The sequence below is a fragment of the Micromonospora yongxingensis genome (assembly GCF_052601155.1).
This window is the reverse complement of sequence record NZ_JBQXEO010000023.1, coordinates 23603-48206: the sequence shown is the minus strand read 5'-3', so window position 1 is coordinate 48206 and position 24604 is coordinate 23603. Positions and strand designations below refer to the sequence as shown.

At 73.2% G+C, this 24604-nt stretch carries 26 protein-coding genes; 8 read left to right on the top strand and 18 right to left on the bottom strand.

The window, feature by feature from the left end; all coding sequences use genetic code 11:
* Positions 1-19 precede the first annotated feature (19 nt).
* The 5 genes from ACTWLT_RS24350 to nadD form a co-directional block, all read right to left on the bottom strand.
* Entirely contained in the window at positions 20-793 is a 774-nt protein-coding gene (locus ACTWLT_RS24350) for an SDR family NAD(P)-dependent oxidoreductase (protein ID WP_445320369.1), read from the bottom strand.
* Between the two features lie 3 nt (positions 794-796).
* Entirely contained in the window at positions 797-1651 is an 855-nt protein-coding gene (locus tag ACTWLT_RS24345; RefSeq protein WP_445320368.1) for a DegV family protein, read from the bottom strand.
* 86 nt (positions 1652-1737) lie between these two features.
* Complete coding sequence (locus tag ACTWLT_RS24340) at positions 1738-2367, bottom strand: histidine phosphatase family protein (RefSeq protein ID WP_445320367.1); 630 nt, start codon at positions 2365-2367, stop codon at positions 1738-1740.
* Complete coding sequence (rsfS, locus tag ACTWLT_RS24335) at positions 2364-2771, bottom strand: ribosome silencing factor (RefSeq protein ID WP_252417959.1); 408 nt, start codon at positions 2769-2771, stop codon at positions 2364-2366. The genes ACTWLT_RS24340 and rsfS overlap by 4 nt, the downstream gene beginning before the upstream one ends.
* 110 nt (positions 2772-2881) lie before the next feature.
* Positions 2882-3478 carry a nicotinate-nucleotide adenylyltransferase gene (gene nadD, locus ACTWLT_RS24330; RefSeq protein ID WP_252417960.1) on the bottom strand — a complete coding sequence of 199 codons (597 nt, stop codon included), beginning with the start codon at positions 3476-3478 and terminating at the stop codon, positions 2882-2884.
* Positions 3479-3621: 143 nt separating this feature from the next.
* Between nadD and ACTWLT_RS24325 the strand changes: the two genes are divergently transcribed.
* On the top strand, positions 3622-4284 hold the full coding sequence (locus ACTWLT_RS24325; RefSeq protein WP_445320366.1) for a PadR family transcriptional regulator: 663 nt from the start codon (positions 3622-3624) through the stop codon (positions 4282-4284).
* A 157-nt stretch (positions 4285-4441) separates the two neighbouring features.
* The gene (locus ACTWLT_RS24320; RefSeq protein WP_445320365.1) at positions 4442-5656 is read left to right on the top strand and encodes an FAD-dependent oxidoreductase; all 1215 of its coding nucleotides are present in this window, start codon (positions 4442-4444) and stop codon (positions 5654-5656) included.
* Positions 5657-5704: 48 nt separating this feature from the next.
* On the opposite strand, the gene pepN is transcribed toward ACTWLT_RS24320, so the two are convergent.
* Positions 5705-8221 carry an aminopeptidase N gene (gene pepN, locus ACTWLT_RS24315; protein ID WP_445320364.1) on the bottom strand — a complete coding sequence of 839 codons (2517 nt, stop codon included), beginning with the start codon at positions 8219-8221 and terminating at the stop codon, positions 5705-5707.
* 69 nt (positions 8222-8290) lie between these two features.
* On the opposite strand from pepN, the gene ACTWLT_RS24310 reads away from it, so the two are divergent.
* Positions 8291-8509 carry a DUF397 domain-containing protein gene (locus ACTWLT_RS24310; RefSeq protein WP_030491749.1) on the top strand — a complete coding sequence of 73 codons (219 nt, stop codon included), beginning with the start codon at positions 8291-8293 and terminating at the stop codon, positions 8507-8509.
* An 81-nt stretch (positions 8510-8590) separates the two neighbouring features.
* Here the strand turns inward: ACTWLT_RS24310 and ACTWLT_RS24305 are convergent, their stop codons facing one another.
* Entirely contained in the window at positions 8591-8998 is a 408-nt protein-coding gene (locus tag ACTWLT_RS24305) for a hypothetical protein (protein WP_445320363.1), read from the bottom strand.
* Between the two features lie 243 nt (positions 8999-9241).
* Here ACTWLT_RS24305 and ACTWLT_RS24300 point away from each other — a divergent pair, with 243 nt between their 5' ends.
* The gene (locus ACTWLT_RS24300; RefSeq protein WP_445320362.1) at positions 9242-10540 is read left to right on the top strand and encodes a cytochrome P450; all 1299 of its coding nucleotides are present in this window, start codon (positions 9242-9244) and stop codon (positions 10538-10540) included.
* A gap of 47 nt (positions 10541-10587) precedes the next feature.
* On the opposite strand, the gene ACTWLT_RS24295 is transcribed toward ACTWLT_RS24300, so the two are convergent.
* Together ACTWLT_RS24295 and ACTWLT_RS24290 are read right to left on the bottom strand one after the other, a co-directional pair.
* Complete coding sequence (locus ACTWLT_RS24295; RefSeq protein WP_445320361.1) at positions 10588-11757, bottom strand: zinc-dependent alcohol dehydrogenase; 1170 nt, start codon at positions 11755-11757, stop codon at positions 10588-10590.
* Positions 11754-12389 (bottom strand): SRPBCC family protein, encoded by a 636-nt coding sequence (locus ACTWLT_RS24290; protein WP_445320360.1) that lies wholly within the window; start codon positions 12387-12389, stop codon positions 11754-11756. The genes ACTWLT_RS24295 and ACTWLT_RS24290 overlap by 4 nt, the downstream gene beginning before the upstream one ends.
* Positions 12390-12537: 148 nt before the next feature.
* Between ACTWLT_RS24290 and ACTWLT_RS24285 the strand changes: the two genes are divergently transcribed.
* Both ACTWLT_RS24285 and ACTWLT_RS24280 read left to right on the top strand, forming a co-directional pair.
* A complete protein-coding gene (locus tag ACTWLT_RS24285) occupies positions 12538-13278 on the top strand; it encodes a class I SAM-dependent DNA methyltransferase (RefSeq protein WP_445320359.1) in 741 nt (246 codons plus the stop codon).
* Positions 13275-14420, top strand: a complete 1146-nt coding sequence (locus ACTWLT_RS24280) for a glycosyltransferase family 2 protein (RefSeq protein WP_445320358.1) — start codon at positions 13275-13277, stop codon at positions 14418-14420. Before ACTWLT_RS24285 ends, ACTWLT_RS24280 begins: the two co-directional genes overlap by 4 nt.
* A 167-nt stretch (positions 14421-14587) precedes the next feature.
* Here the strand turns inward: ACTWLT_RS24280 and ACTWLT_RS24275 are convergent, their stop codons facing one another.
* From ACTWLT_RS24275 to ACTWLT_RS24265, 3 genes are read right to left on the bottom strand one after another with little or no spacing between them, the layout of a single operon-like run.
* Entirely contained in the window at positions 14588-15238 is a 651-nt protein-coding gene (locus tag ACTWLT_RS24275; protein WP_445320357.1) for a DUF3618 domain-containing protein, read from the bottom strand.
* The gene (locus tag ACTWLT_RS24270; RefSeq protein ID WP_252420128.1) at positions 15235-15702 is read right to left on the bottom strand and encodes a phage holin family protein; all 468 of its coding nucleotides are present in this window, start codon (positions 15700-15702) and stop codon (positions 15235-15237) included. The genes ACTWLT_RS24275 and ACTWLT_RS24270 overlap by 4 nt, the downstream gene beginning before the upstream one ends.
* Before the next feature lie 31 nt (positions 15703-15733).
* On the bottom strand, positions 15734-16504 hold the full coding sequence (locus ACTWLT_RS24265; protein WP_445320356.1) for a hypothetical protein: 771 nt from the start codon (positions 16502-16504) through the stop codon (positions 15734-15736).
* A gap of 230 nt (positions 16505-16734) precedes the next feature.
* On the opposite strand from ACTWLT_RS24265, the gene ACTWLT_RS24260 reads away from it, so the two are divergent.
* Both ACTWLT_RS24260 and ACTWLT_RS24255 read left to right on the top strand, forming a co-directional pair.
* Positions 16735-17226 (top strand): DUF4383 domain-containing protein, encoded by a 492-nt coding sequence (locus ACTWLT_RS24260; RefSeq protein WP_252420132.1) that lies wholly within the window; start codon positions 16735-16737, stop codon positions 17224-17226.
* Positions 17227-17297: 71 nt separating this feature from the next.
* A complete protein-coding gene (locus ACTWLT_RS24255) occupies positions 17298-17957 on the top strand; it encodes a DUF6766 family protein (RefSeq protein ID WP_445320355.1) in 660 nt (219 codons plus the stop codon).
* Between the two features lie 24 nt (positions 17958-17981).
* Here the strand turns inward: ACTWLT_RS24255 and ACTWLT_RS24250 are convergent, their stop codons facing one another.
* The 6 genes from ACTWLT_RS24250 to ACTWLT_RS24225 all read right to left on the bottom strand — a co-directional run bounded on the left by ACTWLT_RS24250 (position 17982) and on the right by ACTWLT_RS24225 (position 24492).
* Complete coding sequence (locus tag ACTWLT_RS24250) at positions 17982-18431, bottom strand: GNAT family N-acetyltransferase (protein WP_252420136.1); 450 nt, start codon at positions 18429-18431, stop codon at positions 17982-17984.
* Between the two features lie 70 nt (positions 18432-18501).
* Positions 18502-19971 carry a GTPase ObgE gene (obgE, locus tag ACTWLT_RS24245; RefSeq protein ID WP_445320354.1) on the bottom strand — a complete coding sequence of 490 codons (1470 nt, stop codon included), beginning with the start codon at positions 19969-19971 and terminating at the stop codon, positions 18502-18504.
* Between the two features lie 92 nt (positions 19972-20063).
* On the bottom strand, positions 20064-20318 hold the full coding sequence (gene rpmA / locus ACTWLT_RS24240) for a 50S ribosomal protein L27 (protein ID WP_007464062.1): 255 nt from the start codon (positions 20316-20318) through the stop codon (positions 20064-20066).
* A gap of 11 nt (positions 20319-20329) precedes the next feature.
* Positions 20330-20644 (bottom strand): 50S ribosomal protein L21, encoded by a 315-nt coding sequence (rplU, locus tag ACTWLT_RS24235; protein WP_074313742.1) that lies wholly within the window; start codon positions 20642-20644, stop codon positions 20330-20332.
* 166 nt (positions 20645-20810) lie between these two features.
* Positions 20811-21314 carry a hypothetical protein gene (locus ACTWLT_RS24230; protein ID WP_445320353.1) on the bottom strand — a complete coding sequence of 168 codons (504 nt, stop codon included), beginning with the start codon at positions 21312-21314 and terminating at the stop codon, positions 20811-20813.
* A gap of 118 nt (positions 21315-21432) precedes the next feature.
* Positions 21433-24492 carry an Rne/Rng family ribonuclease gene (locus tag ACTWLT_RS24225; RefSeq protein ID WP_445320352.1) on the bottom strand — a complete coding sequence of 1020 codons (3060 nt, stop codon included), beginning with the start codon at positions 24490-24492 and terminating at the stop codon, positions 21433-21435.
* Positions 24493-24604: the final 112 nt, after the last annotated feature.

The window sequence follows — 24604 nt, the reverse complement described above, 5'->3', positions numbered from 1 at the left end:
CCCGACCGTGACGACGGGCTCAGCGGGCCTCCGGGTCGAGGCCGAGCACGGCCCGTCCCCCGTCCACCGGCAGGGTGACCCCGTTGATGAAGCTCGCCGCGGGCGACAGCAGGTACGCGACGGCCTCCGCCACCTCGTCGGCCCGCCCGATCCGGCCCACGGGATGCAACCGGGCCAACTCGGCGTCGATCCACTCGGCCTGGGTGGGCTCCTGCGCGGCCAGGAAATCGGTGTGGCGTTCGGTGGCGATCGAGCCGAGCGCGACCGCGTTGGCGCGGATGCCGTGCCGCCCGTACTCGACGGCCAGCGCCCGGGTCAGCCCCTCCACGGCGGCCTTCGCCGTCGAGTACGGCAGGGCGCCGGACACCGGTCGGTGGGCCTGGTGCGACGAGACGTTCACGATGGCTCCACCCGCGCCGGCGGCCAGGAACCGGCGGACCGCCACGGCGGCGCCCACCACGGCCGGGCGCAGGTTCTGCCCGATGAGGTCCAGCACCGCGTCGGCCGACGTCGAGTGCAGGGAGGCGTCCCGGAACACCGCCGCGTTGTTCACCCAGCCGGTCAGCGGCGCGGCCCGCTCCGCCAGCTCGGCGGCGCGCTCGGCCACCCGCTCGTCGCCCGCGTCGCCGACCACCGCGATCAACCGGTCGGCGGCACGGTGCCCGGCCAGCCAGTCCAGCGCTTCGGCGTCGTGCTCGATGACGACGACGATGCCGTCGGCCGCCGCCAGCCGTTCCACCACGGCACGGCCCACACCACGGCCACCCCCGGTCACCACGCACGACGTGGGCACGGCTCAGCCCTTCGGTCGGCGGTGGACGACGACGCAGGCCAACCCCGGACCGGCGTGCGCGGCGACCACGGCGCCCGCCTCGGAGACGTACGTGTCGTGCAGCCGCTCACCCAGCCGTTCGGTCAGCGCGGCGAGCAGCGCATCCGCCCGTTGCGGCGCCGCCAGGTGGTGCACTCCGAGGTCCACCTCGTCGTCGCCGGCCGCCTCGACGGCCAGGTCGACCAGTCGGGCGACTCCCCTGCTGGCGGTGCGCACCTTCTCCCGCAGCACGATCGCGCCGTCCGGCATGTGCATGATCGGTTTGACGGACAGGGCGGTGCCGAGCAGCGCCTCGGCCGCGTTGATCCGGCCGCCCCGGCGGAGGAACTCCAGCGTGTCGACGTAGAACCAGACGGTGGTCCGGGCGACGGCGGCGAGCGCGGCGTCGCGTACCCCGGTCAGGTCGGCGCCGGTCTCGGCGGCCCTGGCGGCCGCGATGGCCGGGAAGCCGAGGCCCATGCCGGCCGAGCGGCTGTCGACCACCTCGACGCGGCCGTCCAGGTCGGCGGCGGCCAGCCGGGCCGCCTCCACCGTGCCGGAGAGGCCGGCGGAGAGGTGCACCGAGACGACTCCGTCGGCGCCGGCGTCGAGCAGCCGGCGGTACGTCCGCGCGAACTGTTCGGGTGCCGGCCGCGAGGTGCTGGCCGTGACCCGCCGGCCGCTGAGCGCCCGGGTGGCGTCGGAGGGCTGGGTCTCCACCCCCTCCAACCCTTCGGCTCCGTTGAGCACGACGGTCAACGGGACGACGGTCAGTCGGTGCGCCTGCACCAGGTCGGGCGGAAGGTAGGCGGTGGAGTCGATGACGACCGCGACGGGCATGCCCGGCACGCTAGCCGATCGGGGCGCCGAACGCCGAGACGCGGGCGGACGCCGGTCAGCGGAAGCCGGCCCGGGCGCGACGGCGGTCAGACCGCGTCGACGACGGCCGGCGCGCTGACCACGCCGACGTTGTGTGCCCGCAGTTGCCAGCCCCGGACGTCGTCGTGCCGCAGCTCGGTCCAGTGGCAGTTGGCCAGTGAACCGATGGTGCGCAGCACACGGTGGTCCCAGCCGAGCAGGTGACCGACGCCCTGCCGGGAGCCGCCACCGTGGGTGGCGATCACCACGGTGCCGCCGGGCGCCGTGTCGGCCGCCTCCCGCAGCGCCGCGGAGACCCGCTCGCCGAGGTCGCGCAGAGGTTCCAGGTCGGCGCCGGGGGCCGGGTCACCGGCGCGCCAACGGGCGTACTCGTCGGGGAAGCGCTCGGCGACCTCGGTGAGGTGCAGGCCCTGCCACTGGCCGAAGTGCCGCTCGCGCAGCCGGGCGTCGCTGCGGACCGGCAGCCCGGTCAGCGCGGCCAACGCGGCGGCGGTCTCCGCGGCGCGGCTCAGGTCGCTGGAAACGATGGCGTCGGGATGCAGCGACGCGAGCAGCGGCGCGGCGGCGCGGGCCTGGTCGCGCCCCAGCTCGTTGAGGGGTACGTCGGTCTGCCCCTGCACGCGGTTGGCGGCGTTCCAGTCGGTGTTGCCGTGCCGCCAGACGATCAGACGGGTCATTCGGCTGCGGTCGACCCGCCGGCCTCGGCCTCGACCAGGTCGCGGTCGACGAACGGGATGGTGGGGCAGTCCTTCCAGAGCCGGTCGAGCGCGTAGAACTCGCGCTCCTCGGTGTGCTGGACGTGCACCACGATGTCGACGTAGTCGAGCAGCACCCAGCGGCCGCCACGCTCACCCTCGCGCCGGATCGGCTTGGCCTTCTCGGGAAGCTCCAGCAGGCGCTCCTCGATGGCGTCGACGATGGCGAGCACCTGACGCTCGTTGGGGGCGGCGGCGAGCAGGAACGCGTCGGTGATGGCGAGCTGGTCGCCGACGTCGATGATCGCGATGTCCTGCGCCTTCTTGTCGGCGGCGGCCTGGGCGGCAGCCATTGCCAGCTCGTGAGCGCGTTCGGAAACTGTCACCGTTCTCCTTCGATCAACCGTGCGATCCACCAAGCGTCTCACACCCGGCGACGCCCCGACTTGTCAGTTCTGGCCGTTTACGCGGATGAAATGGGCCATACCGGGCACCATCAGCGCTGATAAAGGCGTCGCTTGGCGATGTACTGCACCACACCGTCGGGCACGAGATACCAGACCGGCTCGCCCCGGGCCACCCGCGCACGGCAGTCGGTCGACGAGATGGCCATCGCCGGCACCTGGATCAGGCTGACGGTGTCCGCCGGCAGATGCTTGTCGCTGAGCGCGAAACCCGGCCGGGTCACCCCGATGAAGTGGGCCAGCTCGAAGATCTCGTCCAGATCCTTCCAGGACAGGATGCGTTGCAGCGCGTCCGCGCCGGTGATGAAGAACAGCTGCACCTTGGGGCCGTACTCGGCCTGGAGATCGCGCAGCGTGTCGACGGTGTAGGTCGGCCCGCTCCGGTCGATGTCGACCCGGCTGACCTGGAAGCGAGGGTTGGACGCGGTGGCGATGACGGTCATCAGGTACCGGTCCTCGGCGGGACTGACCGGCTCGTCGGCCTTCTGCCACGGCTGCCCGGTGGGGACGAAGACGACCTCGTCCAGGCCGAACCGGTCAGCCACCTCGCTGGCCGCGACGAGGTGCCCGTGGTGGATCGGGTCGAAGGTGCCACCCATGATCCCGATCCGCCGGATATCTTCCTCCACCCCGTGATCGTAGGCCGGGCGTCTCGGCGGACCGTTCCGGCCCGTCCGGGAAGCGAGTGGGTCACGGCCGAGGGTCGCGGCGGGATGTTCCGCGCGCCTATACTCGTATACGAGTAATCGGAAGCGAGGACGGGAGGGTTGTCGTGCCGAAGCGGCGCAAGGTCGGCAACCTGCTGGCGCTGGCCGTGCTGTCCGCGCTGGTCCAGCGGCCGATGCACCCGTACGAGATCGCCACCGCACTCCGCGCCTGGGGCAAGGACCAGGACATGGACTTCAAGTGGGGATCCTTCTACACGGTGATCCGCAACATGGACAAACACGACATGATCGAGGCCGTGGAAAGCCTCCGCGAAGGCCGGCGACCGGAACGCACCGTCTACCGGATCACCGACGCGGGGCGGGCGGAGCTGGTCGACTGGGCCCGCGAGCTGGTCTCCACCCCGATGCCGGAGCATCCCCGTTTCCGCGCCGGCCTGTCCGTGCTCGCCGCACTGCACCCCGACGAGGCCACCGACCTGCTGCGGCAGCGCCTCGACCGGCTGGAGGACACGATCCGCCAGGAGCGGGAGACGCTCGACGCGCACCTGCGGGAGATCCCCCGCCTGTTCCTGGTGGAGACCGAGTACGACCTGGCCATGCGGGGCGCGGAAGCGTCCTGGCTGCGGGCACTGCTCGCCGAGCTCACCTCCGGCAGCTATCCGGGGCTGGACACCTGGCGGGCCTTCCACGAGACCGGCGCGATGCCGGCCGAGCTGACCGCGCTGGCAGAGAGGACCAGCAACGGAAACCTCGACACCCCCGACTGACGGACGGCTCCGGCGGGGTGCGCCAACACCCCGCCGGAGCCCATACCTCGAACCGACACCTGGGAAGGCATCCGGCCCGAAGCGGCAACCAGAGGATAGCCGGGGTCCCTCCCAGGTCGGTTCGTACGCGCACACCGACGAACCCCAGGGAGAGAACATGACCACGGTACGAACCGCGATCGTCGTCGGCGGCGGCATCGCCGGCCCGGTGACCGCACTCGCGCTGCACCGCGCCGGCATCACCGCCACCGTCCACGAGGCGTACCCCGCCACCGCCAGCGGGGTCGGCGGCATCGGCGGCACCCTCGCGCTCGCGCCCAACGGCGTGGCCGCGCTGCGCACGGTCAGCGCGGACCAGGCGGTGACCGCCATCGCCACGCCGATCGAACGCAGCGTCATGGCCGTCGGTCGTCGCCGCATCGACCTGCCCATGCTGGCCGGGGTGCCGCCGCTGCGCGTGGTGCACCGGGCCGAGCTGCACCGGGTGCTGCACGACCGGGCGGTCGCCGAGGGGGTCCCCTTCGTCTACGGCAAGCGGCTCGTCGACGCCGAGCAGACGCGGAACGGCGTGACCGCCCGCTTCGAGGACGGCAGCACCGCCACCGCCGACATCCTGGTCGGTGCCGACGGCATCCGGTCCACGGTGCGTGGTCTCATCGACCCGGCCGCGCCCGGCCCGAGGTTCACCGGGCTGCTCGGCTTCGAGGCGGTGGCCCGGCACGAGGTGGACGTCGAGCCCGGCACGATGACCTTCGCGTTCGGGCGACGCGGCTACTACCTCTACTGGCCGGAGCCCGGGGGCGGCACCCGATGGGGGGCCAACCTGCCACACCAGCGGCCGTTGAGCCTGGTCGAGGCCCGCACGGTGCCGTCGACGGAGTGGCTGTCCACGCTGCGCACCGCCTACGGCGACGACGATCCGGGCCGGGAGCTGACGGCCACCAGCAGCGCCGACGAGCTCCAGGTGGTCGGCGCGCTCCAGATCATGCCGCCCGTGCCGCACTGGCACCGGGGGCGGATGGTGCTGGTCGGCGACGCGGCGCACGCGCCGTCGAACAGCTCCGGGCAGGGGGCGTCACTGGCCATCGAGAGCGCGGTGCAGCTCGCCCGCTGCCTGCGTGACCTGCCGGACGTGGCGTCGGCGTTCGCCGCGTTCGAGCGGCTCCGCCGCGCCCGCGTCGAGAAGGTGGCGGCCCGCGCGGCCCGCATCAACCAGGCCAAGGCGCCGGGACCGGTCGCCCGGACGCTCATGCCGCTGCTGATGCCCCTGCTGGTGCGCACCGCCATGGACCCGGAGAAGACGGTCGCCCACGAGCAGCGCTACGTCATCGACTGGGACGCCCCGGTCACGGCGGAGCCCGCGCTGCGCTGAACGCCGGGTGCGGGGTGGCCTCTCCGGCCACCCCGCACCCGAGGCGTCTCAGGCCGTCGCGGCGGCCACCGCGGTCCGGGCGATCAGCGCGCGGCGCAGGTCATCGTCGGCGTCGGTGACCACCCGTCGCAGGCCCGGCGTCAGGTCGTCGCGGGCCAGCAGCGCCGCGGCCGCCTCCCGGGTCGGCTGCGCGACCGCGTAGCGGGGGAACGCGAGGGAGGCCACCCGGTCGGCCGTCCATGCGGTACGCCGATGCGCGGCGGCCGGCATGTCCACGAAGTACCGCTGCACGTACGCGGCGGTCAGCTCGGGCTGCTCGGGTTGCCAGAACCCCTCGGCGGTCGCCTCCAACAGTCGGTTGGACAGCTCGGTGTCCCGCACGATGATGTCCCATGCCGCCTGCTTGGCGACCGGGTCGGGCAGGGCCGCCCGGCAGTGGGCGGCCCGCTCCGCGCCGGTGGCGCTGGGGTCGGCGGCCGCCTCGGCGGCGATCTCCGCCTCGCCGGCGGCACCCAGCACCACCAGCCGGCGCAGTACGGACCAGCGCAGCTCGGCGTCGACCTTCAGCCCCGCCGGCACTGCCCGGCCAGCGAGCCAGCCGGTGAGCAGGTCCGCGTCCGTGGTCGCGGCGATCCAGGCCCGCGCGGCGGCGAGTTGCAACGACTCCCCCGCCGGTGCGCCGTCGAGAAGCTGCCGGCACGCCCCGGCGACCCGGGCCAGCGCCGCGGACCGGGTCAGCGGGTCGAGGTAGCGGTCGACCAGCGAGCGGCTGAGGGTGAGCACGTCCTCCGCGATGATCACCTCGGTCTCGGCGGGCAGCGCCGCGACCATCAGGTCGACCAGGCCGGTGACCGGTCGCTCCCCGTCGGTCGCCGCGTCCAGCGCCTCGCTCCAGAGCACCGCCCGCGCCAGCGGGTCGGCCAGCCCCGGCAGCACCAGCGGCACGGCGTCCACCGACGCCGGGTCGAGGCGCACCTTCGCGAACGTGAGGTCGCCGTCGTTGGGCAGCAGCAGCCGGGCCGCCGGCTGCCCGGCCAGCTCGCCGAGCACCGTCCGGCCGCCGTCGGTGACCGGGTCGAGGTCCACCTCGTCGCGTCGCACGGTGCCGTCCGCCGAGTAGCGGCCCACACCGATCCGGTGCGGGCGCAGCACCGGGTACGACTCGGGCGCGGTCTGCACCACGGCCACCTCGGTGTAGCGGCCATCGGCGTCCACGGAGACCTCGGCGCGCAGCGTGTTGACCTGCGGCCGGCGCAACCACACGTCGGCCCAGCCGGACAGGTCCCGGCCGCTCGCGGCGGTGAGACTGGCCAGCAGGTCGGCGAGGGTGGCGTTGCCGAAGCGGTGCGCGGCGAAGTGCGCGTTCAGGCCGGCGAGGAACGCCTCGTCGCCGAGCCACGCGACCAGTTGCCGCAGCACGCCGGCGCCCTTGGCGTACGAGATGCCGTCGAAGTTGAGCAGACCCTCGTCGGTGTCGGCCACCTCATCCGGCGCGACCGGGTGGGTGGAGGGACGCTGGTCGGCGGCGTACCCCCAGGCCTTGCGGCGCATGGCGAAGGTGGTCCACGCCTGGTCGAAACGGGTCGCCTCGGCGGTGACCCGGGTGCCCAGGTACTCCGCGAAGGACTCGTTGAGCCACAGGTCGTCCCACCAGCGCATGGTGACCAGGTCGCCGAACCACATGTGTGCCATCTCGTGGGCGATGGTGGTGGCCCGCAGCTCCCGCTGGGTGTCGGTGACCGCCGAGCGGAACACGTAGTCGTCGCGGAACGTGACGATGCCCGGGTTCTCCATGGCGCCGGCGTTGAACTCCGGCACGAACGCCTGGTCGTACTTGCCGAACGGGTAGCGCTCGGTGAAGAGCTGGTGGAACCGGTCCAGGCACTGCCGGGTGATGGTGAAGATCTCCTCGGCGTCGGCGTCCAGGTGCTCGGCGAGCGACCGGCGGCAGTAGATGCCCAACGGCACGCCGTCGTGCTCGGCCCGCCGCACGTGGTACGGCCCGGCGATCAGCGAGAAGAAGTAGGTGGCCAGCGGCGCGGTCGGGGCGAACTCCCAGCGACCGGGCGAGGGGTTGGCGGCCAGCTCGGCGTTACTGGCGACCGTCCACTCCGGAGGGGCGGTCACCGCGAGGGTGAACGACGCCTTGAGGTCGGGCTGGTCGAAGGCGGCGAAGACGCGCTGCACGTTGTCGAGGAACGTCACCGCGTAGAGGTAGGTCTCACCGTCGGCCGGGTCGACGAAGCGGTGCATCCCCTCGCCGCTGTTGGAGTACGCCATCTCCGCCTCGACGACCAGGGTGTTCTCCGCGTCGAGGTCGCTCAGCGGCAGCCGGTTGTCGGTCAGCACGCCGGGGTCGACGTCGCGGTCGTTGAGGCGTACCGCCAGGAGTGTGGCGGGTTTGATCTCGGCGAAGGTCGCGGTGCCGGGGGTCGCCCGGAACCGGATCTCGACACGCGAGCGGAACAGGTCGGCGCCGCCGGTCAGGTCGAGGTCCACCTGATAAGACTCGACAGTAATCGCCGCGCCACGCGCGGTCGCCTCTACACGGGTCAGGCTGGGCATCCGCTTATCCTGCCCGATGGGGATCCGCACGCGGTCACCACACGACCCTCGGCACTGGAGGAAAGAACCATGGCGCAGCACCCCAAGGGCGACTTCGACCTCTCTCGGGCGGTCTGGCAGCGGGCCGAGGGGGACACCTCCGACAGCGCCGTCGAGGTCGCGTTCGTCGACGACCTGATCGGGATGCGCAACTCCGCCGAGCCGGAGGGGCCGGTGCTGGTCTTCACCCAGGCCGAGTGGGACGCGTTCGTCGCCGGCGCGCAGGACGGCGAGTTCGACCTGGACTGACGGTCGGCCCGGTTCGTTGACCGCCGTGCCGGTGCCCCGCCTCGGGACACCGGCACGGCGACGCTGGTGGTCGACCGCCGGTCACCCGTCGCCGGGGCCGTCACCGTCGCCCCAGCCCAGGCCGCCGGGCCCCGGGGCGTGGTGGAAACCTGGATGGTCGGCCACGTCGACGCAGCGCTCCCCGTCCGGGCCGACCGCCCCGCAGAACAGCCGCTCGGCCCGGTGCCAGGCGTCCGCCGGTGACAGGGCCGCCGCACCGAGCGCCAGCTCCGGGCGGAGCAGGCTCAGCGACTCGGCGTACGCCACGGCCACCTCACGCGCGTCGGCCGCGCCCGGCGCGGTGAAGCCCAGATGCACGGTGAAGAACCGGTGCGGCCGGCTCGGTCGCCCGGGCGGACGGATCAGCCCTGCGCCGTCCCGCCCCCGGCCGATGCCGAGCGCCCCGACCGCCCGCCGCTGCCGCCAGTACGGCGACCTGTTGTCCCGCATCCACCCTCCCCGTGATCCGTGGTCGCGGCCACGCCGCCGGCCACCCGGCCCCGGCCCCCGTTTCCGGCCGGCCACCCACCGAGAAGCCAACCAGGTTTCCGCGCCGGTGGGAGGGGCCAGCGGACGCCGATCCGGTGGCCGTCGCGAACCGGGCGGACGGCGTACCACCGCGTCGGTCCGCGGCGGGGTTCAGGAGCGCCGACCTGGGTAGACGCACCGGGCACCCGCGCGTGAGGAGACCCGATGGCGACCATGCCAGTCGACCGCAGCCCCGAAAGCACGCTCGCGTTCCTCCGCGCCGGCTACCGGTTCGTCAGCGACCGCTGTGACCGGTACGGCAGCGACATCTTCCAGACCCGGATCCTGCTGACCCGGACGATCTGCATGCGCGGCCGGGCGGCGGCGGAGCTGTTCTACGACACCGAGCGCTGCCAGCGGCGCACGGCGATGCCGCTGCGGGTGCAGCGGACCCTCACCGGCCGGGGCGGGGTGCAGGGGCTGGACGGCCCGGAGCACCGGGACCGCAAGGCGATGCTCATGTCGATCATGACCCCGACCGCGATCCGCCGGTTGGGTCAGCTCTTCGACGACGAGTGGCAGGCCCGCCTCCCCGCGTGGGAGGCCGCCGCGCCGGTGGTCCTCTACGACGAGCTGGGCCGGCTGCTCACCCGGGCCGTCTGCGCCTGGGCCGGGGTGCCGCTGGCCCCGTCGCAGGTCGACCGCCGTACCGTCGACCTGCACGCCATGATCGAAGCCCCGGCGCTGGTCGGCCCCCGGCACTGGCGGGGTCTGCTCGCCCGTGGCCGCGCCGAGCGCTGGCTCGCCGACGTCATCGAACGCACCCGGGTCGGCACCCTCTCCGTGCCGGACGGCAGCGCCCTGCGGGTGATCGCCGAGCACCGCGACTCCCGGGGCCGGCTGCTCCCCCGGCGCATCGCCGCCGTCGAGCTGCTGAACGTGCTGCGGCCGACGGTCGCCGTGGACCGGTTCATCGTCTTCGCCGCCCTCGCCCTGCACGACCACCCCGCGTGGCGGGACCGGGTCCGTGACGACGACGAGACCACCGGGCAGTTCGTCCAGGAGGTACGCCGCTACTACCCGTTCTTCCCGCTCGCCGCGGCCCGGGTCCGACACTCCTTCGACTGGCAGGGCCACCACTTCCCGCAGGGCCGGCGGGTGCTGCTCGACCTGTACGGCACCAACCACCACCCGGCGCTCTGGCCGCAGCCCGAGCTGTTCCGCCCGGAGCGGTTCGCCGGCCGCCGCGTGGACCCGTTCGAGCTGGTCCCGCAGGGCGGCGGCGACCCCGACACCGGGCACCGCTGCGCCGGTGAGTGGATCACCATTGACCTGATGAAGCGGGCGGTCACCAACCTGACCAGCACCATGCGCTACGAGGTGCCCCCGCAGAACCTGGCCCTGGACCTGCACCGGATGCCCGCCCTGCCACCGACCGGCCTCATCCTCACCACCATCCGCCGCACCGCCGGAGCCGAGCGCACCACCGCGTCGACCTCACAGGCGCCGCACCGACAGAACTGACCCGGCGGGTCACGGCGACGGCACCTGCGAGACCAGCGCGTAGCGGCTCAGGGGTGCAGGACCGAGCGGAGGCAGCCGTCCTGCTTCTTCTCGAACAGCTCGTAGCCCTCGGCGCCCTGCTCCAACGGGAGCGGGTGGGTCGCCAGGTAGCCGGGGTCGATCTCGCCGGCGGCGAGCCGGTCGAGCAGCATCGGGATGTAGCGCTGCGCGTGCATCTGCCCCATCCGCAGGACGAGCGCCTTGTTCATCGCCGCGCCGAGCGGGAACTTGTCGATCAGACCCGCGTACACGCCGACGATGCTCACCGTGCCGCCCTTGCGACAGGCCATGATCGCCTGCCGGACCGAGGTGGGCCGGTCGGTCTGCAACCGCGCCGCCTGCTTCACCCGGTCGTACCCGTACGCCGCCCCGACGTCGTGCGACTCCATGCCGACCGCCTCGATGCAGGCGTCCGGCCCCCGGCCGGCGGTCAACTCCCGCAACGCCTCCAGCACGTCGGTCTCCGCGTAGTTGATCGTCTCGACGCCGACCCGGTCGGCGGCCGTCGCCAGCCGGTCAGGGAACCGGTCGATCATGATGACCCGCTCGGCGCCGAGGAGTTGCGCCGACCGGGCCGCCATCTGACCGACCCCGCCCGCACCCCAGACCGCGACCACCTCGCCGCCGGTCAACCCACAGAAGTCCGCGGCCATCCAGCCGGTCGGCATCGCGTCGGACGCGAAGACCACCGAGTCGTCCGGCACCCCGTCGGGCACCGGGAACGCGCCGACGTCGCCGAACGGCACCCGGATGTACTCGGCGTGCGAACCGGAGTAGCCGCCCGCCGCGTGCGAGTAGCCCAGGATCCCGGCCGGCGAGTGCCCCCACAGCTTCTCCGTGAACACGGGCTGCGGGTTGGAGTTGTCACAGAGGGAGTACTGCTCGGTCCGGCAGTACCAGCAGCCGCCACAGGCGACCACCGACCCGACCACCACCCGGTCGCCGACCCGGTGCCGCCGTACGCCCGGCCCGGTCTCCACCACCTCGCCCATGAACTCGTGGCCGAGGATGTCGCCCTCCCGCATCGCCGGCAGGTACCCGTTGATCAGGTGCAGGTCCGAGCCGCAGACGCTGCTGGCCCGCACCCGGACGATGATGTCCCCGTCGGCACGGACCTGGGGCTCCGGCACGTCGCGTACCGCCAGCTTGCCGACGCCTTCCCAGCAGAGCGCCCTCACGCCCGTCCTCCCGTCATCAGCTTCTCCCGGACCTTGTCGGTCGCCTTCTCCTGCGCCGGGCTCCGGCCGGACGGGTCACGCCGCGTGTCGATCACCTGGCCGCACTCGATGAGCGCCTTGACCCGGCGCAGCGTGTCCCGCAACGCCAGGTCCGGTTCGTGGCTCGTGACCAGGCCGAACGCCCGGCGCAGCGGGCCGGAGCGGTACCGCAGCTCGGCCCGGATCTCGGTGCCCCGACCCTGCGGGGCGTCGGCCAGCTCGACGCGGCCCTCCTGCGGCACCGGACCGTCCTCCACCCGCCAGCGCAGCGTCCCCGGCCCGTCGACGGTGATCTCCGCCCGCCACTCGGTGCCCCCGTCGGACGGGTCGCGCGCCACACAGCGCCACCGCTGGTCGTCGAGCTGCTCCAGGACCGCCCACCCGGCCAGCGCCTGGTCCAACCGTTCCCGGTCGGTCCAGAAGCCGATCACGGCGTCCCGGGGCCGGTCCACGGTCACCCCGCGGCGCACGACGTACCAGCCGTCCTGCCGCTCGGGCTGGTGCCGGTGGCGGCGGCGCGCCACCGTCCGCCCCACGCCGACCGCGGTCGCCGCGGTGACGCCGAGCAGCGCCCACCTCGTTCCGTTGGTCATGTCGTCTCCTCCACCCGGGGGCCCGGGAATGGACCGCCCGCACCCGCAGCGCTACCCGACGTCGACCTGTCGAAACGACATACCGGTTTGATCGGCCGGAATGCGGGCACCTGCTGCGGACGTCCCATCCCACGTCCGGGAGGCAGCGGTGCCCTTCGACGCCAGCGAGTACGGCCGACACATACCCGCCGACGTCTACGACGACGCCTTCGCGCACCTGGACCCGACCGAGGCGGTCGACCGGCTGGCGGCGCTCGCCGAGAGCGGGCCGGTCTGCGAGTTCGGGATCGGGACGGGCCGGCTGGCGCTGCCGTTGCAGGAGCGCGGGCTCACCGTGGCCGGTGTCGAGGGATCGTCGGAGATGGCCGGGCGGCTGCACAAGAAGACCGGCGGCGACCGCATCCAGGTGGCCATCGGCGACTTCGCCTCGACCCGGGTGCCGGGCGAGTTCAGCCTGGTCCTGCTGGCGTTCAACACGATCTTCGCCCTGCCCGACCAGGCCGCCCAGGTGGCCTGCTTCCGCAACGCCGCCGCCCACCTGCGACCCGGTGGCCGGTTCGTCGTCGAGGCGTGGGTGCCCGACCCGGGCGCTTTCCGGGCCGGCGCGGCGCTGCGGCCCGTCCGGGTGGCGCAGGACGAGGTGCTGCTGGAGGCGGCCCTGCTGCACCCGGCCGAGCAGCGGATGACCACCACGAAGGTCCGGCTGACCGGCACGGGGGTGGACCTGCTGCCCGCCAACCACCGCTACGCCTGGCCCGCCGAGCTGGACCTGATGGCCCAGCTCGCCGGGCTCGTCCGTGAACACCGGTGGGCCGACTGGAGCGGCCGGCCCTTCGCCGACGACAGCCGCGACCACGTGTCGGTCTACCGCCGGCCGGTGTCGGCATGAGCGCCCCGACCCGTCCGGCCGGCCCGCCCGGCGGCCCCGGGGACCGCCGCCACGGCACCACCCGCCCCGGCGGCACGCCCGCCCCGGCCGGGGGCGCGCCGCTCGCCGGCGGCCGGGCCGCACAGCGGCGTCGGGCGGGTGTCCGGTCGCCGCACCTGCCGCTGGCGTACGTGCTGCCGCTGCGCTGGTCCGACGACGCCGGCCTGGCCGAGCTGACCGACTACCTGCGCTGGTTGGGTGGCCGGGTCGAGGTGACCGTGGTCGACGGATCACCGCCCGACCTGTTCACCCGGCACGCCGCCGCATGGCGGGGGCTGGTCCGGCACCTACCGCCCGACCCGGCCCTGCGCGGGGTGAACGGCAAGGTGACCGGGGTGCTCACCGGCGTCCGCGCCGCCCGCCACGAGCACGTGGTGATCGCCGACGACGACGTGCGCTACGACGAGGCCGCGCTGCGCGGGGTCCACCGGCTGCTGGGTCGGGCCGACCTGGTACGGCCGCAGAACTACTTCGACCCGCTGCCCTGGCACGCCTGGTGGGACACCGGGCGGACGCTGCTCAACCGCGCGCTCGGCGCGGACTACCCGGGCACCCTGGCGGTACGCCGGAGCACGTTCCTCGCGATGGGCGGCTACGACCCGGACGTGCTCTTCGAGAACCTGGAGCTGATCCGCACCGTGCGGGCGTACGGGGGCACCGAGGCGACGCCGCGCGGCCTGTACGTCCGCCGGTTGCCGCCGGACGCCGCGCACTTCCGCGGCCAGCGCGTACGCCAGGCGTACGACGACCTGGCGCAGCCGGTCCGCCTGCTGACCTCGCTCGCGGTCGTGCCGGCGCTGGCGGCGGCGGTCGCGTCCCGCCGGCCGGGGCTGCTGCTCGGCGCGGCGGCCACCACCGTCGGCCTGGCCGAGCTGGGCCGGCGGCGGGCCGGCGGCGGCGCGGTCTTCCCGCCGAGCACCGCGCTGGCCGCGCCGCTGTGGCTGCTGGAGCGCGGCGTCTGCGCCTGGCTTGCCGTGGGCCGGCGGGTGCTGTTCGGCGGCGTCCGCTACGCCGGCGGCCGCGTCCGCCGCGCCGCCCACTCCGAACGCACCCTCCGCCACCGCCACCACCCCCACCACCCCCACCCCCACCACCCCCACTGACGCTCCAGCCCCGCGATCTTGCACTTGCTGCCCGGACGAATCGACGCGAAGCCGGCATAAGCCGGGCCGAAACTGCAAGATCGCGGAAGGTCAGGGGCAGGGCGCGGAAACGACAGCTCGCGGGCATCCTCGGGGGATGGCCGCGAGCTGTCGTTCGTCGAGAGTGGTCAGGAGATGACCTGTTGGCGGGACTGCTGGGCCTGGTCCTTCACGTCCTGCGCGGCCGACCTGCTGTCGTCCTTGACCGCGTGCACCGCGTCCTGGGCGGTGGACTTCACCGACTCGGCCGCCTGCTGGGCCGGCTCGCGCAGCTCCTCCTTGAGCTCGCTGGCCACCTCGCCCAGCTTCTCCTTCACCGCGCCGCTGTGCTCGCCGACCTTCTCCTTGATCTGGGTCGCGGCCTGCTGCTCGCGGCGGGACGCCGGGATCAGCGAGGAGGCAAGCCAGCCCACACCGAAGGCGATCAGGCCGGCGGCGAGCGGGTTGCCCTCCGACTTCTGCCGGATCACCCGTGGCGCGCTGTGCGCGGCGTCGCTGACGCTGGAGGCCGCCGAGTGCGCGGCGTCGCTGACGCTGGAAGCCGCCGACGAGGCGCGGTCGCCCACCGAGTGGGCGGCGTGGCCGGTGCCGTGGCCGAGGTCAGACGCGGTTCCCATGACCTTGTCCCTCACATTCTGCAGCGCGGAGCGGGCCCGCTGCTTGCGGTCGTCGACGATGCGGCTGGGGCTGACCTTGTACGCCAGCGCATCCACATCGGAGCTGAGGCTGTTGCGGGTGGCTTCGATCTCCCGGCGGATCTGGTCGGGATCGGTGCTCATCGGGTGACTCCCTCCGGGTGGGGCTTGAGCGCGTCGGGGATCCGCTGCACGCTGTCGTTGGTCTGCTTGAGGCCGCGTACGCGCTCGGCGTTCTTCTTGGCCATGGAGTAGAGAACCGCGGCGATCACGGCCCAGATGACGGCCACGATGAGGCCTGCCCAGCCGGCGTCCATCACGTTGGACAGCCCGGCCCAGAGGGCCAGCGACAGGAAGAGCGCCACCATGTAGCCGCCGAAGCCGGCACCGCCGAAGAGCCCGGCGGCCTTGCCCGCCTTCTTGCCCTCCTGGCGGATCTCGGCCTTGGCCAGCTCCACCTCCTGGCGCATCAGCGTCGACATGTCGCTGGTGACCTGGCGCAGCAGCTCACCGATGGAGCTGCCCTTCACCTCCGCCGCGGTGTGCGGGGCACCCGCGTCGGGGTGGTATCCGGAGCCCAGTCCGGACCCCTGCGTCGGCATGCTCATGCCGTCGCCTCCCTTCGGATGACTCGGTCGCTCACGGGCGGGTGGTGCCGCTGGACGGCACGCCGGGCAGCGGGTCGGTCTGGCTCACCGGCGGCAGCGGCTGGCCGGTGCCGGTCGGCTCGGTGTAACCGCCGGAGGTCGGCTCGGTGTACGTGCCGGGGGTCGGGTCGAGGTAGCCGCCCGGCGGGACGGCGTCGGGCACCGCGCGGGGCGCCGGCGGAGTCGGGATCACCGCGGTCTGCTCCGGGTCGTACGCCCCGGCACCCCGGTAGGTCGGGGAGCCGCTGCCGGAGTCGTCGCCGGCGGCGGAGATGCCGCGGGTCAGCCGGCCGGCCAGCACGCCGAGGACCGCCGCGCCCACCAGGAAGGTGCCCGGGTTGCGTCGCGCGTAGTCGCGTACCTCGGTGATCAGGTCACCGGGCTCGCGCTCCTCGAGCCAGCCGGCCACGCCGTGGACCCGGTCGGCGGCCTGGCGGGCCAACTCGCTCACCGGGCCGGCCTGGCCGCCCTGCTCGGCCATCGAGCGCATCTCGTCGGCCAGCGAACGCAGCCCACCGGCGGCCCGGCGCTGCTGCTCGCCGGTCTGGCTGGCGAGCTGGGTGCGGGCCTCGCCGTACAGGTTGCGGGCCTGCCGGGCAGCCTCGCGGCCAACCTCGGTGCCCTGCTCCTTGGCGGTCTGCGCGACCGCCCCGCCGGCCTGCGCGGCCTCGGAACCGACCTGGCGCGCCTGATCGCGGACGCCACCGCCGTTGGTCGACTCCTGCCCGTACGTGGAAGTCGTGGGTGACAGATCGTAAGTCATGATTTCCCTTCCGCTCGGAAAGTCGTCGCGGTTGTGCTGGGGGGATTCGGCTGCGTCGCCGCCGCCGGCGACAATTCACCTACCCTCCGTTCCGGCTTCCATACCTCTTCGTGCATTTCTCTGCGCGGCCGGTCGGATCAACTTCAAAATGGAGGATCGTCGGGCTGCGTCACGTCGCCGCCGCGGACAGTGAGGTTCGCAGGGCTGACAGATCCACGGAGGGGGCAGCGATGGCACGAGACGCGCGAGGGGCCCGATCGGCGGGTTCCCGGCCCCGGGTGCAGTCGGCCGCGCTGGCCGTGGCCGGTGTCTTCCTGCTGGTCGGCATCCTCGGCTACATCCCCGGCATCACCACCGACTACGGCGAGCTGAGGTTCGCCGGGCACCACTCGGACGCCAAGCTGCTCGGGCTGTTCCAGGTGTCGATCCTGCACAACGCGGTGCACCTGCTGTACGGGTTGGCCGGCCTGGTGCTGGCCCGCAGCGTCGCCGGGTCCCGGCTCTTCCTGGCCGTCGGCGGCGCCAGCTACCTGGCCCTCTGGCTGTACGGCCTGGCGATCGAGGGGATCGACCCGGAGAGCGGGGCGAACATCCTCCCGATCAACGACGCCGACAACTGGCTGCACCTCGCGCTCGGCTTCGGCATGCTGGCGCTCGGGCTGCTGCTGTCCAACCGGGCAGGCACCGGTGGGCGGCTGGACACCCCCCTCGACCGGCCCTGACCTGGCGTAGCGGCGGTTTCGCCGTCGCAGGAGTGTGGGTAACGGGGGGTTGATCCTTGAAGGAGGACGACATGCCTCGGTGGCTACGCGACAACGCGCTGAGCATCGCCATGCTCGGCGCGTTCCTGGTTTTCCTGGTCTTGCAGAGCATCTTCGGGTGGCAGACCCACAACGAGGAGTTGACCGAGTTCGGGGCCGCGCCGCTGAGCTGGCCGGCGTACCTGACCACCGGGCACTTCGCCGAGGCGGTCTTCGAGAACTGGGAGTCCGAGTTCCTCCAGATGGGCGGGTACGTGCTGCTCACCGCGTACCTGGTGCAGCGCGGTTCGGCCGAGTCGAAGCCGATGGACCAGACCGACCGGCCGGAGGACGACGAGCGCCGGGCCACCCCGCAGTCGCCGTGGCCGGTGCGCGTCGGCGGCCTGCCGCTGGTGGTCTACCGCAACAGCCTGTCCATCGCACTGCTGCTGATCTTCGCCGGGTCGTTCGTCGGGCACCTGCTCGGCGGCACCGCCGCCTACAACCAGGAGCAGGCGTTGCAGAGCGGGGCACCGCCGATCGGCGCCTGGGACTTCCTCGGCACCAGCGACTTCTGGTTCCAGTCGATGCAGAACTGGCAGAGCGAGTTCCTGGCTGTCGGCGCGCTGATCCTGCTGAGCATCGTCCTGCGCCAGCACGCCTCACCCGAGTCCAAGCCGGTCACGGTCGAGCACGCCAGCACCGGCGCCTGAGCGCCGGGTGCGGCGGCACGGCCGTCAGGCCGCGACCGGCAGCCGCTTGGCGAAACAGACGCTGTACGGGTTGTGCACGTACTCGCCGTAGACCGGGATCGGGTCGTAGCCGCACGAGGTGTACAACCCGATGGCGGCCGGCAGGTAGGTGCCGGTCTCCAGGCAGACCACCGAGTGCCCCTGCCGGAACGCCAACTCCTCCAGCGCGCCGAGCAACTGGCGGGCGATCCCCCGCCCCCGGTACGCCGGCCGGACGTACATCCGCTTGACCTCGCCGGTGGCGGCGTCGAGCGACTGGAGCCCGCCGCAGGCGACGGCCCGGCCGTTCAGCACCACCGCGAGGTAGCGGATGTCGTCGTGGGTGACGGTGACCTGCCCGTCCAACCCGCCGTCGGCCTCGCGCAGCTCACGCTGCTGCGCGATGACGAGGGCGGAGATCTCCGCATCGATGGCGGGCCGCGATTCGATCAGCATCACCCAACGCTAGGCCGGGCTGATTTCGCGGAGGTTTCCGGCAATCAACCCGATCACGGAGCGCAACGGGCTATTCGGCGTCGTCCTCGTCGATGTCCGCGACGTCGTCGGACGCGTCGGCGCCCACCTCGTCACCCGAGCGCACACGGCGAGCCTTGCGGGCGGCGAGCCGTTCCGCCGCACGTGCCCGGTTCGACCTCGCCTCCAGCCGGACGTCGGTGCCCCGGTTGCCGGGCGTGAACTCCACGCCGGCGTAGAGCGTCGGCTGCCAGTCGAACTCGCGCGCACCGATCCGGACCAGGTCGCCGGGCTGCGCGCCGGCCTTGGCCAGCTTGTCCTCAACCCCGAGCCGGGCCAGCCGGTCGGCCAGGTAGCCGACCGCCTCGTCGTTGTCGAAGTTGGTCTGCTTGACCCACCGCTCCGGCCGGACGCCCCGGACGGTGAACGAGCCGTCCGTCTCGGCCGTGATGGTGAAGCCCTCGTCGTCCACGGCCGTCGGCCGGATGACGATCCGGGTCGGCTCGGCCGGCGGCGCGGCCTTGCGCTGCGCGTCGACCAGCTCTGCCATCGCGTAGGTGAGCTCCTTGAGCCCTTCCCGGGTGGCTGCGGAGACCTCGAACACCCGGTAGCCGCGCTCCTCCAGGTCGGGGCGCACGATCTCGGCGAGGTCGCGGCCGTCCGGCACGTCGACCTTGTTCACGGCCACCAGTCGCGGGCGGTCGGCCAGCCCGCCGTACTCGTTCAGCTCGGCCTCGATGGTCTCGATGTCGGCGACCGGGTCGCGGCCCGGCTCCAGGGTCGCCGAGTCGATGACGTGCACCAGCACGGCACAGCGCTCGATGTGCCGCAGGAACTCCAGGCCCAGCCCTTTGCCGGTGGCCGCGCCCGGGATCAGGCCCGGCACGTCGGCGACGGTGAAGGTGTGGTTGTCCACCCGGACCACGCCGAGGTTGGGCACCAGGGTGGTGAACGGGTAGTCGGCGATCTTGGGCTTGGCGGCGGAGATCACCGAGATCAGCGACGACTTGCCGGCCGACGGGAAGCCCACCAGGCCCACGTCGGCGACGCTCTTGAGCTCCAGCACCACGTCCAACTGGTCGCCGGGCTCACCCAGCTCGGCGAAGCCGGGAGCCTTGCGCTTGGCGTTGGCCAGCGAGGCGTTGCCGCGCCCGCCACGCCCGCCGCGGGCCACCTCGAAGGTGGTGCCGGCACCGACCATGTCGGCCAGCACGGTGCCGTCGAGGGTCTGCACCACGGTGCCGTTCGGCACCTTGAGCACCAGGTCCTGGCCGTTGGCCCCGTCCCGGTTCGACCCCGCGCCACCCTTGCCGCTGTCGGCCTTGACGTGCGGGCGGAAGTGGAAGTCGAGCAGCGTGGTCACCTGCGGGTCGACCACCAGGGACACACTGCCGCCGTGCCCGCCGTTGCCGCCGTCCGGCCCGCCGAAGGGCTTGAACTTCTCGCGGTGGATCGAGGCACAACCGTGCCCGCCATCGCCGGCCTGCAGGTGCAGAACGACCCGGTCAACGAACGTCGCCACGGCGTCAATCCTTCCAGCGAGGTCCGACCTCGCACTGCGAAAAAAGCTAAGCGGGCCGGGACCCGGAGGTCGCGGCCCGCTTAGCTTGAGAGCTACTGCTGCGGAACGATGCTGACGGTCTTGCGACCGCGCTTGGTGCCGAACAGGACCGCACCGGCCGACAGCGCGAACAGCGTGTCGTCGCCGCCACGGCCGACCAGGTCACCGGGGTGGAACTTGGTGCCACGCTGCCGGATGATGATCTCACCCGCGCTGACGACCTGACCACCGAAGCGCTTCACGCCGAGTCGCTGGGCCGCGGAGTCACGACCGTTACGCGAGCTGGACGCACCCTTTTTGTGAGCCATTGGAGGACGACCTACTTCCCGCTGGAGATGCCGGTCACCTTGACCTGGGTCAACGGCTGGCGGTGACCCTGGCGCTTGTGGTAGCCGGTCTTGTTCTTGAACTTGTGGATCTTGATCTTCGGGCCCTTGGTGTGCGCGGCGATCTCGCCGGACACCGCGACCTCGGCAAGCTTCGCCGCGTCGGTCACCAGGTCGTCACCGTCGACGAGGAGCACCGCGGTGAGCTTCACCGCGTCACCGGGAGCACCGGTGAGCTTCTCGACCTCGATCACGTCGCCCTCGGCGACCTTGTACTGCTTGCCGCCGGTCTTGACGATCGCGTACATCGGAGGCGGACTCCCTGTCGTTGAGGCTGCTGGCGGTCGTCCCCGCGGCGGCTCGCCGGGTAGCAGTGCACGGCGGCGCGGGCACACGGGAACTCGGCACACCAAAGGTGGGCCGCAGGCAAGAGTACGCCATTGCTGGCCCCGACCCCAAACCGGCCCGCCCTGGTCAGCGCGCGCACAGCTGATCGAGACGCTGCTGGAGCCGGTCCAGCTCGGTCTCGTCGATCGACTCCACGTCGGCGCCGAGCGCGGCGACCTCGGTGCCGATGTCCGTGAGCAGCGTCTTGAGCTGCGCGTCCGTGGCCCGGGCCGACTGCTCCCGCAGCGCGGTCCGCCAGCCGGCCAGCGCCGCCTCAGCCCGCTTGCGGGCCGCCTCGGCCGTGACGCTGTCCCCGGCGCCCACCGCCGCGATCATCTGACCCAGCTCCGCCACGTACGTCCGGACGGCCGCCGTGCCCGCCTCCTGGGCAGCGGCGCAGACCTGCGCGGCGTTGCCGCCCGCCGGGCCACCACCCACCGGCGTGGCGGTCGAGCCGGCGGGGAGGCCCCCGGACCCGGAGGCCGGGCCGGTCGTCTCGCCCTGCCCCTGCCCGGCGGGCCGGTCGGTGGAGCAGCCGCCCCCGGCGACGAGCGTGGTGACCAGCAGGGTGACGGCGAGCAGACGACGCATGTTTCTTCTCCTGACCGGGGAGGGCCGATCCTGGGCCGGGTGGCCGGATCGGCGAGGTCCCTCCCCCGTCACTTTGCCGGGAGAGGGGCCTCGTCAAACACCGGGCCGGTCAGGTGCGTCAGGGGCGGGTCCGCCGCCGAGTGCCACCCCGGCGGGATCGACGACGGCCGCCACCACCCTCGGTGCTCTCCTCGTCGGCGTCGCCGTCGGCGAGCGCGTCCGGGTCGTCCGCGGCGGCCAGCCGGGCCGACTCGCCCTGCTGGGCGTCGGAGACAGCCGGCGCGGCCGCGGTGTCCGACTCGTAGCGGGACAGGTCGTAGCCCATGGTGTCCACGTAGTCGGCGTCCGGTTCGGCGCTGGTGTCGGTGTCGACGACCTCGACCGCCGTCCGCTCGGCCGGGGCGTTCTTACGCGCCCGGCGACGGGAGGACGCCGTGCCCTGCTCCGCGGCCGGGGCGGCGACCGACGAGGCGACCGCCTTGACCTTCTCCCCCGCCCCGCCGGAGCGCGGCTTCTCCGGCACCGGCTCGGTGTGGATGATGACGCCCCGACCCTTGCAGCACTCACAGGTCTCGCTGAACGAATCCAGCAGGCCCGCGCCGATCCGCTTGCGGGTCATCTGCACCAGACCGAGCGAGGTGATCTCGGTGACCTGGTGCTTGGTGCGGTCCCGACCCAGGCACTCGGTCAGCCGGCGCAGCACCAGCTCACGGTTGGACTCCAGCACCATGTCGATGAAGTCGATCACCACGATGCCGCCGATGTCGCGCAGCCGGAGCTGGCGGACGATCTCCTCGGCCGCCTCCAGGTTGTTGCGGGTGACCGTCTCCTCCAGGTTGCCCCCGGAGCCGGTGTACTTGCCGGTGTTGACGTCGACGACCGTCATGGCCTCGGTGCGGTCGATCACCAGCGAGCCACCGGAGGGCAGGAAGACCTTGCGGTCCAGGCCCTTGATGATCTGCTCGTCGATCCGGTACTCGGCGAAGATGTCGCTCGTGCCCACGTGCCGGCGCACCCGGTCCACCAGGTCCGGGGAGACGTGCGACAGGTACGACTCGACCATCTCGTACGACTGCTCGCCCTCGATCACCAGCTCGCGGAAGTCCTCGTTGAACAGGTCTCGGACCACCCGGATGACGAGGTCGGGCTCCTCGTAGAGCAGCACCGGAGCGCCGCCCTCGGCAGCCTTGGCCTGGATGTCCTCCCACTGCGCCTGCAACCGCTTGACGTCGCGGGCCAGCTCGTCCTCGCTGGCGCCCTCGGCGGCCGTACGGACGATCACGCCCGCGCCGTCCGGAACCATCTTCTTGAGCACGTCGCGCAGCCGCTTGCGCTCGTTGTCCGGCAGCTTCCGGCTGATCCCGGAGGCGTTGCCGTTGGGCACGTAGACCAGGTGCCGGCCGGAGAGCGCGATGTGGCTGGTCAGCCGCGCGCCCTTGTGCCCGATCGGGTCCTTGGTGACCTGGACCAGCACCGAGTCGCCGGAGCGCAGCGCCTGCTCGATCGAGCGGGCCCGCCCCTCCAGACCGGAGGTGTCCCAGTTGACCTCGCCGGCGTACAGCACCGCGTTGCGGCCCCGGCCGACGTCGACGAACGCCGCCTCCATGCTGGGCAGCACGTTCTGCACCTTGCCCAGGTAGACGTTGCCGGCCATCGTGCCGGACGAGTTGCGGGTCACGTAGTGCTCGACCAGCACCCCGTCCTCCAGGACGGCGATCTGGGTGCGGTCACCACGCTGGCGGACCGCCATCACCCGGTCGACCGCCTCGCGGCGGGCCAGGAACTCCGACTCGCTGAGGATCGGCGGCCGCGTACGCCGCTGCTCCCGACCGTCGCGGCGGCGCTGGCGCTTGGCCTCCAGCCGGGTCGAGCCCGACACGCCCTGCACCTCGTCGACGGTCCGGCGCGGCTCGCGGATCTTGACCACGGTCGGTACGCCGTCGTCGGCGGCCCCCTCCGTGTCACCGGCGCCCCGGCGGCGGCGACGCCGGCGGCGACGGGTCAACCCGTCCCCGCCCTCGGACTCCTCGTCCTCGTCGCCCTCGGCCTCGGCCTCGGCGGTCTCTTCCTCCTCGGCCTGCGCCGCCTCCTCGGACTCGTCGTCCTCGGCGTCGTCGGCACCGCCCTTGCCCCGGCCCCGGCCGCGGCGACCGCGCCGGCGGCGACGGCGCGCGGCGGCGCTGTCCTCGTCGTCCTCATCCGCCTCGGCGGCCTCGTCGGCCTCCTCGGTCGGCTCCTCCTCGGCCTCGATCGCCTCGACCACCTCGACCGGCTCGGCGTCGCGGCGACCGCGCCGCCGCCGGCGGGACGGCTCGGCGGCCTCCTCCACGGCCGGCTCCTCGACGACCGGAGCGGGTTCCGCCGGCCGGGTCACCGGCACGGCGTCCGGCTGCGGCGCCATGAACAGCACGGTGGGCGCGGAGAGCGCGGCACGGCGGCGGCGGGTCCGCGGCTGCTCCGGCTCGACGACATCGGCCGGCTCGATCGGCTCGTTCGCCACAGAAGCCACGGCCACGCCCGGCGGCACCTCACCGGAGCGCTCCTGCGCCCCACTGGTCCGGGACGGCTCGGCGGCGGTCTCGCCCGGGGCGGTCTCCGTCTCCTCGAGCTCGGCCTCCGCCTCGCGCAGGTCCGACTCCGCCGGAGTCTCGACAGCAGGACGCTCCTCGACAGCGGCCGGCTCCTCGACGGCGGCGGGCTCCTCGACGACGGGCGGCGGGGTGGCCTTCTTCCGGCGCGTACGGGTCACCTTGACCGGCGGAACGACCTCAGCGGACGCCTCCTCGGCGGAGGCCGCGACCAGCGGCTCGTCGGCGGTCGTCTCCACGGGGGCGGCCTTGCGGCGCCGCCGGGTGGTCTTCGGGGCGGCGTCCAGGTCGCCGGAGACCGGGGCGAAGACCTCCGCCTGCGGCGACTCGTCACTGCCGACCCCGCCGGTGGACGCCTCGACCGGCGCCTCGGCCTGCTCCGGCTGGTTGAGCGGGGCGGCCCGACGGCGGGTCGTCCTACGCCGCGCCGGGGCGGCGGGCTCGGCGCTCTCCGCGCCGGCCGGCTCCGCGGAGGCGGCGGCGGTGGGGTTCGCCGCGGCGGCGCCGTCGGCGGTGGTGCTCTGGTCAGCGGTGTCGCCGGCCGGCTGTGAACCGGTCCGTTCGCCGCCCTCGGGCTCGTTCTCGAGCATGGACGTTCTCCAGTTCTGGCTGCCCCGGGCGCGGGTGAGCGCTGCCACGCAGGGTTGCCGCAAAAGTGTTTCCGCCGGGCGCGCGTGGTGCGCGACCGCCGAAGTCTGCCTG

What these genes read in the sequence shown, in the direction of transcription:
- ACTWLT_RS24345 (WP_445320368.1), bottom strand. Translation starts at nt 1,651, where the DNA reads ATGCCCGTCGCGGTCGTCATCGACTCCACCGCCTACCTTCCGCCCGAC.
- ACTWLT_RS24340 (WP_445320367.1), bottom strand. Translation starts at nt 2,367, where the DNA reads ATGACCCGTCTGATCGTCTGGCGGCACGGCAACACCGACTGGAACGCC.
- ACTWLT_RS24320 (WP_445320365.1), top strand. Translation starts at nt 4,442, where the DNA reads ATGACCACGGTACGAACCGCGATCGTCGTCGGCGGCGGCATCGCCGGC.
- pepN (WP_445320364.1), bottom strand. Translation starts at nt 8,221, where the DNA reads ATGCCCAGCCTGACCCGTGTAGAGGCGACCGCGCGTGGCGCGGCGATT.
- ACTWLT_RS24310 (WP_030491749.1), top strand. Translation starts at nt 8,291, where the DNA reads ATGGCGCAGCACCCCAAGGGCGACTTCGACCTCTCTCGGGCGGTCTGG.
- ACTWLT_RS24305 (WP_445320363.1), bottom strand. Translation starts at nt 8,998, where the DNA reads ATGCGGGACAACAGGTCGCCGTACTGGCGGCAGCGGCGGGCGGTCGGG.
- ACTWLT_RS24300 (WP_445320362.1), top strand. Translation starts at nt 9,242, where the DNA reads ATGGCGACCATGCCAGTCGACCGCAGCCCCGAAAGCACGCTCGCGTTC.
- ACTWLT_RS24290 (WP_445320360.1), bottom strand. Translation starts at nt 12,389, where the DNA reads ATGACCAACGGAACGAGGTGGGCGCTGCTCGGCGTCACCGCGGCGACC.
- ACTWLT_RS24280 (WP_445320358.1), top strand. Translation starts at nt 13,275, where the DNA reads ATGAGCGCCCCGACCCGTCCGGCCGGCCCGCCCGGCGGCCCCGGGGAC.
- ACTWLT_RS24275 (WP_445320357.1), bottom strand. Translation starts at nt 15,238, where the DNA reads ATGAGCACCGATCCCGACCAGATCCGCCGGGAGATCGAAGCCACCCGC.
- ACTWLT_RS24270 (WP_252420128.1), bottom strand. Translation starts at nt 15,702, where the DNA reads ATGAGCATGCCGACGCAGGGGTCCGGACTGGGCTCCGGATACCACCCC.
- ACTWLT_RS24265 (WP_445320356.1), bottom strand. Translation starts at nt 16,504, where the DNA reads ATGACTTACGATCTGTCACCCACGACTTCCACGTACGGGCAGGAGTCG.
- ACTWLT_RS24260 (WP_252420132.1), top strand. Translation starts at nt 16,735, where the DNA reads ATGGCACGAGACGCGCGAGGGGCCCGATCGGCGGGTTCCCGGCCCCGG.
- ACTWLT_RS24255 (WP_445320355.1), top strand. Translation starts at nt 17,298, where the DNA reads ATGCCTCGGTGGCTACGCGACAACGCGCTGAGCATCGCCATGCTCGGC.
- ACTWLT_RS24250 (WP_252420136.1), bottom strand. Translation starts at nt 18,431, where the DNA reads ATGCTGATCGAATCGCGGCCCGCCATCGATGCGGAGATCTCCGCCCTC.
- rpmA (WP_007464062.1), bottom strand. Translation starts at nt 20,318, where the DNA reads ATGGCTCACAAAAAGGGTGCGTCCAGCTCGCGTAACGGTCGTGACTCC.
- rplU (WP_074313742.1), bottom strand. Translation starts at nt 20,644, where the DNA reads ATGTACGCGATCGTCAAGACCGGCGGCAAGCAGTACAAGGTCGCCGAG.
- ACTWLT_RS24230 (WP_445320353.1), bottom strand. Translation starts at nt 21,314, where the DNA reads ATGCGTCGTCTGCTCGCCGTCACCCTGCTGGTCACCACGCTCGTCGCC.
- ACTWLT_RS24225 (WP_445320352.1), bottom strand. Translation starts at nt 24,492, where the DNA reads ATGCTCGAGAACGAGCCCGAGGGCGGCGAACGGACCGGTTCACAGCCG.